This window comes from Glutamicibacter sp. V16R2B1 (assembly GCF_005774635.1).
GTDB classification, from domain to species: domain Bacteria; phylum Actinomycetota; class Actinomycetes; order Actinomycetales; family Micrococcaceae; genus Glutamicibacter; species Glutamicibacter creatinolyticus.
Genome location: NZ_VATX01000044.1, coordinates 1 through 9,403 on the forward strand (window position 1 = coordinate 1; position 9,403 = coordinate 9,403).

9 protein-coding genes are annotated in these 9,403 nt (G+C 70.9%); all 9 read right to left on the bottom strand.

All coding sequences use genetic code 11. The features are described from left to right. Window positions 1-146: 146 nt before the first annotated feature. Window positions 147-671, bottom strand: coding sequence for a hypothetical protein (locus FDN03_RS15765; protein ID WP_138178545.1), 525 nt, complete (start codon window positions 669-671; stop codon window positions 147-149). Then, window positions 664-1,086, bottom strand: coding sequence for a hypothetical protein (locus FDN03_RS15770; RefSeq protein WP_071083482.1), 423 nt, complete (start codon window positions 1,084-1,086; stop codon window positions 664-666). The genes FDN03_RS15765 and FDN03_RS15770 overlap by 8 nt, the downstream gene beginning before the upstream one ends. Continuing rightward, window positions 1,086-1,739, bottom strand: coding sequence for a hypothetical protein (locus FDN03_RS15775; protein ID WP_138178546.1), 654 nt, complete (start codon window positions 1,737-1,739; stop codon window positions 1,086-1,088). The genes FDN03_RS15770 and FDN03_RS15775 overlap by 1 nt, the downstream gene beginning before the upstream one ends. A 53-nt stretch (window positions 1,740-1,792) precedes the next feature. Further along, window positions 1,793-2,842: a PKD domain-containing protein gene (locus FDN03_RS15780; RefSeq protein ID WP_138178547.1), complete on the bottom strand. Its 1,050-nt coding sequence runs from the start codon at window positions 2,840-2,842 to the stop codon at window positions 1,793-1,795. Next, complete coding sequence (locus tag FDN03_RS15785) at window positions 2,839-4,089, bottom strand: fibronectin type III domain-containing protein (RefSeq protein ID WP_249354633.1); 1,251 nt, start codon at window positions 4,087-4,089, stop codon at window positions 2,839-2,841. The genes FDN03_RS15780 and FDN03_RS15785 overlap by 4 nt, the downstream gene beginning before the upstream one ends. Before the next feature lie 8 nt (window positions 4,090-4,097). After that, window positions 4,098-5,078 carry a hypothetical protein gene (locus FDN03_RS15790; RefSeq protein ID WP_138178549.1) on the bottom strand — a complete coding sequence of 327 codons (981 nt, stop codon included), beginning with the start codon at window positions 5,076-5,078 and terminating at the stop codon, window positions 4,098-4,100. Between the two features lie 12 nt (window positions 5,079-5,090). Next, entirely contained in the window at window positions 5,091-6,128 is a 1,038-nt protein-coding gene (locus FDN03_RS15795; RefSeq protein ID WP_138178550.1) for a hypothetical protein, read from the bottom strand. A 52-nt stretch (window positions 6,129-6,180) separates the two neighbouring features. Then, window positions 6,181-8,019, bottom strand: coding sequence for a ubiquitin-activating E1 FCCH domain-containing protein (locus FDN03_RS16990; RefSeq protein ID WP_138178551.1), 1,839 nt, complete (start codon window positions 8,017-8,019; stop codon window positions 6,181-6,183). 2 nt (window positions 8,020-8,021) lie between these two features. Continuing rightward, window positions 8,022-9,403: hypothetical protein (locus FDN03_RS16520; RefSeq protein ID WP_212743926.1), on the bottom strand; the 1,382-nt coding region annotated here is incomplete at its 5' end.

The window sequence follows — 9,403 nt, forward strand, 5'->3', positions numbered from 1 at the left end:
GTCCTGCACCAGCTGCCCGCGGCGCACCAGTTCGCGGACGACCATGCCCTGCGGGGACCGTTCGAGGCGGGCCAGTGCCTGGTTGTCCCAGGTGACCTGCAGCTCGGCGGAGTCGTTCAGCCGGTAGGTGCGGTCGGGCGGGCGGGTCACGTGGACACCACCGCCTGGAGGACGCCGACGACGGCGACGGCGGCGCCCTGTGGTCCGACAGTCTGGGTGCGCCCGACGGTGACGGTGCTGCCGCGTGGCGCCCACCCGCCCGCGCCCGCGCTGCCGTTGCGGATGTGTTCGAGCGCCCGGTGCAGCACGTCGAGGTCACGCAGGTTCGTCTGCCCGTCGACCTGGATCTGGGCGGGCGTCGGGGCGACGCCGCTGTCGTCTTGGGTGGCGGCGCGTCGCAGGATCGTGACCGCGAACTGGGCGAACCGCTGGGGTTGCCACAGGTTGCGGGGGGCGTTCTGCTGGTCGTCTCCGGGCTGGCCGGGGCTGATGTAGTCGACGTTGACCATGACGGCCTCACGGACCCCGCCGCTCGGGTCTTCGTCGAAGGCCAGCGCTCCGGAGTCGCCGGGTGCCACGTAGCGGACCGACGGGAGTGCCGCGTCCTGCTCGCCGAAGAAGGCGACGACCCGGTCCATCAGGTCGACGGCCATCGCGTACGGCTCAGCCATCGACGATCTTCCGCAGCTTGGTCAGCAGGGAGGTCCGCGGGTCGTCGCGGGCCTCTTCGACGGCGATGGCCGCCCGGGCCCGCTCGGGGGAGGCTTCGACCCAGTTGAGGACGTCGGGCATGGCGCCGCGGGGTACCTCGTCGAGGTCGACGTCCTCGCCGCTGTCGTCGCTGTCGTCGACGGTGGGCGGGGTTTTCGACTCAGGCTCGGCCGGACGCCGGTCACGCCCCCACCGCTGCCGGTGGTCGTCGATCGTCGGGGCGACATGGGCGCGGGCTTGGACGTCGAGCTGCCAGCGTTCCATCTCGCCCATCCGCTCGCGTTCGGCGAGGCGGCGGGCCAGCTCGTCGGCGGTGGCGCCGTAGTGGGCGAGCACTTCGAGCTCGCCGTAGGACTCCGGGAATGTCAGGGACATCAGACCCTCCTCCGTCGGGGCAGGTCAGGTGAGAACACGGCGGGCCGGGCCCGCTGCCGGGACGGGTTGACCGCGGCGATGAACCGGTCGACCTCGGGGACGCCGGTGCGGCCCTGGTCCAGGTAGGTCGCCGGGTCGACGAGGGTCATGGACACGCCCTGTCGGGTGATGTTGGTGAGCCGGCGTGGTAGCGCAGTGGTAGCGCCCGGGGTGCGTTCCTTGGCGAGTTCGGCGGCGAGCCGGGATGCGGCGGAGACGCCGAGCGCTGGCGGTTCGGCGCCGTGGACGGCGGCGACGGACCAGGTGCCAGCCTCGGTGTCGGCAAGGTGGAGCCACTGGTCGGAGGGCCAGATCAGCCCGTCGGTGCGGACGAGCCACCGCCGGTCGTCGAGCCGGTAGTCGCCGGCCCCGAGGGTTTCGCCGTCGACCTTGACCTCGATGACCGTGTGGATGGGGTAGAGCTGCAGGTCGATGCCACCCCACCCACCGGAGCCGTTGTGGGGCCGGACGGTGCTGGTGCAGATACCGGGGTACTGCCGGCCGGACAGGATGTAGAGCAGCGCGGATGCGTCGACGCAGGCAGCGGCGAGCGTCTCCGGGGTGATCGTGACGTCAGCCATGTCGGGCCGGGCGGCGACGGTGGCCGCGTCCACCCATGGGGAGCACAGGCCCGACGGGGGCGGGGTGGGGCCGGCGGGGACGGGCATCAGGACCACACCCCTGACAGGGCGACGCGGATCTGCCGCCAGGTCCACGACCCGCCGCTGGCGTGATACCGGCCGCCGGGGAGGACGACGGAGATGGTGACCGTGTCCTGCAGCGAGGTGTCGCCGCCGTTGTCGGTGACGATCAGCCCGAACGTGTAGCTGCCCACGGCTGTCGGCGTGAATGTCGGCTGTGCGGCGCTCGCCGACGACAGGGTTACCGCCGGGCCGGACACCTGGGTCCAGGCGTAGGCGGCGATGGTGCCGTCAGGGTCCGAGCTGCCGGTGCCGTCCAAGGTGACCGGGCTGTCGACGATGCCGAGCTGGTCGGGTCCGGCGTTGGCGGTCGGCGGGGCGTTGCTGGACTCGCGTAGCCGTAGGAGTGCGACCGCTCCGGGTGCGGAGGTGCCGAGCGTGAACGTGATCGTCGCCGCGCCGGAGGATGTTCCGGCAGTGACGGCCGCGTCGTACACAGCCATCCGCCGGTCGTCGCCACCGGCCGCGTGGCCGATGTCGACACGTTCGGTCCAGGTGCCGATGGTGGTGCCGGGCACGGTCGTGCTGCCGGAAGCGACGTTGACGCTGTCCGTGCCGAGCCCGACGACCCCGATCAGATAGTCACCGGACGCGACAGCGATCGTCGACGGTGCCGTCGCGGTCAGGGTGGTGTTCGCGGTCGTGTCCGAGCCGACCCCGGCGGAGGCGATGAGCCAGTTCACGGCCGTTTTCGTCAGTCCGACGAGGACGGCGCTGACGCCGTTGGCGGAGGTGACGGTCACGGGGACCGTGGTGGATGCTTCGCTGCCGGTCGCGGTCCGCCCGAGCACGGTGATCCGAACCGGGCCCGTGTCGGACCCGGCCGCACCGGACCCACCGGTGCCGGTAAGGATCTGCGTCCACCCCGACGGCGTCGAGGGCGTGGCCGTCTCCGGCTTGTTGACCAGGACGAGGAGCACCTGATCGCCGGCCGCCACGCCGGACGCCGGGTACGCCGGCGACGGCGCGGTGGCGTGATCCACCGCGGTGCCGGTCCAGGACCAGGCGATCGTCACGGGATCACCTGCCCGGCGAGGACAGCTGTGCCGTAGTCGGTGGTGCCGGACACGTCCCACACGTTGCTGGCCTGCCAGCCCGTGCTGGGCACCGGTGTGGTCCGCGGCCCGAACTGAACGTTCAGCCCGAACCGGTTCCGCCGGTAGACCGCGGTTGTGTTCGCCGCACGTAGTCGCGCGGGGAATCCTGCGCCGTTGACGTAGCAGTCCTCCAACACGAAATTGCTGACGGTGCTACCAGCCTGGATCCCGTCGAACGTGACACAGCTACTCGTGTAGTGGACTGGCTGTTCCGGTGTGTATCCGTCGAGCGTGGACCGCTGGATGAAAATGCCGCCGGCTGTTCCTGTGCCAGCAACCTGGATCATGTCGTTGTGGGAGACCTGGGTGTCGTTCGCGCCGACGATCTGCACGGGGCGGTGCAGGTAGGAGTCCTGGATGTACACCGGCTGCCCGGAGGCGTTCCCGGACGGCTGGAAAATGTCGGTGGTGCCGTGGAGGTTGCAGCGGAGGAACGAATATCCCCACAGGGCGGTGATGATGCTGGATGGTGCGGCGCCGGACGGGTACACCCCGGCTGTGCGAGGTACTCCCTGCCCGTCGATCTCGCAGTCGATGAACTGGGTGCCGGTGGGGATCATCGTGTAGGCGCGGCGGATCACGCTCGGGGCGCTGGTGCCTGCGGGCCAGCGGATCCGGCACTGGCTGAGTGTGATGTTGTGCGCGGCGATGATCAGTGGCGAGGTGGTCAGGACAATGTCCTGGCGGTACAACGTCAGCCCGGGCGTGGTGAGGTTGATCGACCCCGTGTACGGGGTCAGATCGCCGTAGGTCAGATTCCGGCCGAGGCCGGAGTCGTAGACACCCAACACCCCGGTGTTCGTGGCGTCGCGACGCACCACCGGCGCTGTGCTCACTGGGGTGACGGGCGCCGACGGCCTGGATGCCGGGCCTTGGCCGATCCCGTTGGTAGCCCGGATCGTGACCGTGTACTCCGACTCGTTCACCAGGCCGCCGATGGTGGCCTGCGTCACCCCGCCGCCCACGCTCGCCGACACGGCGCCGGGGTCCGCGATCGCCTGATAGCCGGTGATCGCACTGCCGCCGATGTTGAGCGGTGGCAGCCAGTTGACGACGACCTGCCCGTCGCCGGGGGTGACACCGACGACTGCCGGCGGGGACGGCGGTGTCGCGGTCGTCGCTGCGCCCGCCAGGCCGCGCCACAGGCCTCCGGATGCGACGTACACCGACCTGCTCATGAGATCGGCAGGAACGTGTCGTAGCCGTCGCGGGCCCCTGTGCCGCCGATGGTCGGCCGGCTGGCGTCCGGGCCGCGCCACTCGACTGATTCGAAGCCGGTGGGCCGGTCGGGCCAGGCGCTGCCGGTGTGGTAGACGACGGCGATGCACTGGTCGACCCGGTCGTCGACCGCATTGATCGCGGTGGTGGTGTCCGCGATCCGCGAGTCGTTGCCGGCGGCGACGGTGCCGGCGGAGGTGCCGATGGGCAGCTGTGCGGCGGGCACAAGTCCGGAGCCGTCAAGCTCGGCGTATCCGTCCGGCTCACCCTTGTTCGCGGCCTGCTCGGCGCCGACGATGCGGCTGTCGTTGCCCTGCGCTGCGGTGCCGCTGGTGGTGCCGTAGGTGACGGCCAGTGTCCGGTCGGCGGCGAGGCTGCCACCGCCGGTGAGACCGGTGCCCGCTGTGATGGTGCGACTTGTCGGGGTGGCGCCGGTGATGCGGGAGTCGTCACCGGCGGCGACGGTGCCCGTGGTGGTGCCGATGTTCGCGGCAATAGTCCGGTTGGCGGTCAGGTCGCCGCCGCCGGTCATCCCCGTCCCGGCGGTGATGGTGCGGGAGGTCGGGACGCTGCCCCCACCACCGCCGCCGTTCTCCTCGACGTCGACCAGGCGGGCGTCGAGGCCGTCCACCCGTGGGGCCAGGCACGCTTCGACGCGCCACCACACGCCGCCGTTGACCCGGACCAGAAGCGTCTTGTCCGGGTCGACCTGGTCGGGGCCCAGCCACGGTGCCATCTGGGACACCGAGTCGACGATGATCGGGCCTTCGGTGCCGTCGTGACGACGCACATCGGCCGGGTCGCCGGGGATGGGGGGCAGCTCGCCCGGGTTGGTGTCCAGACGGATTTCGACGGCCGCACCTACCGGCACGGCGCGGAAGATCCCACCGCCGGGGGCGTAGGCCGTCCGGTCCTGCGGGAAAGGTAGGCGCGTCATCGGTGGTCAGCCTCAGACCTGCGCCGGGATGGCGATGCGGCCGACGCCGGCGGTGGGCAGGCCACCGTCGGACTCGTAGGCGTACTGGACCAGCCTGGAGCTGGGGTAGAGCCAGTCGTTGAACGGCCCGTTGCCCCAGCTGGAGTTCTCCTCGGCCCACCCGTTGAACACGCTGCCGAGCGGGTTGCCGTCCAACGTCCGGTCGCCCTTCTGGAGGAAGACGCGGGGGAAAACCCAGCGGATCCACGGCGCCTCGCCGATCTGCTGCCCAGCGGGATAACCCTGCGGGTTCCCCGGCTCGGCGATGTTCCGCGACCAGGCTTCGATGGACACGCCGTAGCCGGCGGACTCCGCACCCACGGCCGGGTAGGCGTAGCCATTGGGTGCGACGCCGCTGGTGTCGGCGGTGGGGGCGAGGACGTCCGCGTTCGGGGTGAGGCCGCCGGTGTCGGTCCAGGTCGGCGACCCGGCCTGCCCGATCTTCGCGATGAGACCCCACGGGCCGCCGGAGGTGCGCCCGAAGACGTCGTAGCCGGCCGCGCCGGACACGGTCGTCCACGTCAGCGTCACCGTGTTCGTCGAGGTGCCCGAGGGGACGACCTGCGTCTTTTCGGCGCTGGCGATGGTGGAGCCGTAGGCGCTGCGGGCGGCGACCTTGTAGCCGTAGGTAGCGGCGGTCATGGTGCCGCCGGTGGTGGCGGTGGAGCTGCCCAGTGCGCCCATGGCGGTCAGCGGGGAGGCGTTGGAGGTGAGGATCGTGCCGCCGGAGAGCAGGAATTCCAGCTCCGGGTCGAGGGCGCCGATCTCGACGGACATGTTGATGCGCTTGAGCAGGTCCTTCATTTTGAAAACCTGGACCATCTGACCGCTGGCACCCCGGTTGGCGATCTCGGGTCCTTCGTCCAGCTCCGGGTTGAAGTCGATCTTCATCAGCTTGTCGCTGACATACGAACTTCCGACCCCGACGTCAGCCGGGGTGGAACCGTCCAGGGCGAGCTTGGTGACGCGGAACGCCACGCAGTGCAGGCTCATCCCTCCGTGGTTACTCACTGTTACTCCTCCTCCTGCGGGCACCGGCACGGCACGGCTCCCTGCTGATTGGTCAGGTCTGGTTGACGAGCACGCGGGAGACCTTCAGCTGCCGGCTCGCGGCGGTGAGGGTGCGGATGCGCGCGGTGTAGCCGAGCTGGGTGGATGCGCCCGGGAGGTCGGTGGTGTGGGTGGCGACGAGCGCCTCGTTGACCCAGAACCGGACGGCGGTGCCGGCGGCGTTGACCTCGACGCGCAGCTCGTAGGCCGTGTCGGTGGCGATCGCCGCGGTGGTGGTGGTGACAGTGGCGTTGGTGCCGCTGGAGGTGACGGCACGCCAGAACGCGGTGCTGTCGACGGCGGTGTCGTAGCGCAGCCATGCGCCCTGGGCGGTGGTGTAACTGCCGGTGGTCGCGGGCCCCGCGCTGGTTGCGATCTCGGCACTGATCAGGCCGACGGCGAGGCGGGTACTGGTGACGGCCGCCGAAGAGGTGCGGACCTTGGCGTAGAGGTGTGGTGCGTGCCGGGCCTGGCTGAGGCCCATGACGGAGATGAGTCCGGCATCGGCGTCGGTGCTGGCCGCGGTCTCGTACTGGATGATCGTTCCGGTGGCGTCCGACGGGGAGGTCAGGGTGCCCGCGGTGGTCGGCGCGGGGGTGGCGACGGTGAGCATCGCGGTGCTGTTGCCGTGGGCGTGGATGCCGTAGGTGATCCGGCGGCGGTGGTAGATCGGGTCGTCCTCGTGCCCGGATGAGGTGCGCAGCACCGGCCGGCCACCAGCGGCCCACACGGCGACGCCCTCCGTGGTGGTGAACGCCCCTTCGCCGAGGTGGCTGCCGTCGGGGCTGGCCGTGGGCGGCGTGATCGCGTTGCCGATGGCGAGGATGTCGACACCGCCGGCCGGGTCTCCGGAGGCGATGCGGACACCGCCGTGGGAGTTGGCGGCGAACGTGCGGCCGAACGTGGTGTTGGTCGTGAAGAGAAGGTCGTGCGGGTCGGAGGAGTACACCCCGGCGCCACCCGTCGGCCCGACCGAGAAGATGATCGCGCCCTGGTAGTCACGAACACTCAGCAGCTGCTTGGTGGAGCCGTCCCGCCCGCGGATGACGACCACGTCGCGGGTCGTGTCCGGCGCCAGGAAGTTCGCGACCCCCTCCTGGCTGGAGCCGGTGCCGCCGAGGACCCGCTGCGCCTGGCCGCCGGTGGTGTAGGTCCCGGAGCCGGTGGCGCCGTTGAGGGTGAACGCGGTGTCACTGGTGCGGGTGATCGTCCAGGTGCCGTTGACGCCGGTGATGCCGGAGACGCCGTCGATGGTGACCCGGTCGCCGTCGCCGTAGCTGTGGTCGACGCTGGTGGTGACAGTGACGGTGCTGGTTCCGGTGACACCGGAGATGGTCAGGGGGGCGTCGCCGATGGCGATGGTGCCGTCGGCGCGGAACCCGAGCCGGCTGACGAGGTCGCCGGTGACCTTGACGAGCAGCGGCCAAGCGCTGTCGGCGCCGGCGATGGTGTCGGCCTGGACGGCGCCGTTGATGCGGTCGTCGTCCCCTTCGGCGACGGTGCCCGCGGTGGTACCGAAGACGACCCCGAGAGTCCGGTTGGCGGTGAGATCGCCACCACCGGTCAGGCCGGTGCCCGCGGTGATGGTGCGAGTGGGTGGGGTGCCGCCCGCGCCGATGACCGCGTTCTGCAGGTCGGCGGCGGTCGCCAGCCCGTCGTAGGAGTGGACGTGGTCGGCGGGTGCGCCGAGCCCGGCGGTGGTGCCGGCGACGCCGACCGGTCCGAGGGGCCGGGGGGTGGCGGTAGACAGGACCCCGTTGTGGGCGGCGACGACGTCAAGGATGGCCTTGACCAGCTTCTCGTACCACGGATCTTCGCCGGGTTCCGGGAGGACGATCTGCAAGCTGGGCATGGTCAGCTCCCGTTCCAGGCGGTGTTGTCGTAGGTCCGCGCGGCAGACCAGAGGGCGTTGTCGAACGTCGCCTCGGTGGCCGGGTTGGACTGGACGAGCGCGAAGCCGGTGTAGGCGTAGCCGGCGCAGTGGGAGACGTTTCCGGTGCCGGCGAGGTAGAGGCCGTATTCGGCGGTGAGCCGGGCGCCGTTGACGGTGAGCCCCTGGTCGCCGCCGCCGTTCGCGAATCCGCGGGCGCCCATGTACCAGGCCTTGTTGACCGTGGCCGCGGCCTCGTTGAACGCGGCAGCTCGGCTGGTGACGGCGCCCGACGGGGTGTAAGTGGCGTGGCAGGAGATGAGGTCGAGGTCGGCGCCGCCCGCGAACCAGGTGAGGTCGGCGGCGGCAGCGGCTGTGACGCCACCACCCGTGCCGACCAGCGCCTGGGGGTCGCGGGCTTTGATCGCCACGCCCATCGCCTGGTACCAGTTGGCGATGTTCGAGTCGCTCGCCTCGTTCGCCGGCTCGTACATCGCCACTGCCGGGTTCCCGGCGTGGCGGGTGACGACCGCGTCGAGGTGGCCGAGCATGGTCGCGTTGATCGGGGTGCCGTACGACGCCTGGTAGGCGGTGCAGTCCGCGTGATGGTTGAACAGCGTCACGCACAGGTACTGGCCGTTGGCCTGCGCGGCCTGGACGATCAGGTCGTACTGGGTCAGCGGCGCGTTCGGGAACACGAAGATCCGCGTCATGCTGCGCGGGTTGAGTTCGCGGAAGTAGCGGTCGGCCTGCTCGGCGGTCGGGGTGCTGCCCGCCGGGCCGCAGCTCACGGCGTGTTCCCAGTTCATGCCGGCGAACCGGTACTGCCTGCCGCCCAGCATGAGCTGGGTGCCGGTGCGGGTGATGCGGCCCATCGCCGCACCCGTCGCGGTGGTCGAGAACGTCTGGTCGGCCGAGTTCGTGGTCCCGGCGCTGTTCACGGCCTGCAGTCGCCAGTGGTAAAGCGTGCTGGCGGTCAGCCCGGACAGGCTGGTGGAGACGTTGACGCCGGCGCCGATCGGGATGCTGCCGGGGCTGGCCGGGGACTGGGTGCCGTAGCTGGCGGTGGTGCCGTACTGGAACGCCCACGTCGTCGCCGCGCCGTTCGGGGTGACCGTGCCCGACAGGGCGGCCGTGACCCCGGTGATGGCGGAAGCCGCGTTGACGGTGACGGCCGGGGCGGTGACGGTCGGGGCGCCGCCAGTGACCGTCCAGACGTTCGCGTGGTGGAACGCGATCCACCGGTCGCCCGAGCTGGGCACGGTGATGCGGACCGTGTGGTTGGCGTTGGTGTCACCGAGGATCCCGGTGACGAACCGGATACCGTCCGCGCTCCCCGAGGCGCTCTTGAAATTCGCAGCCCCGG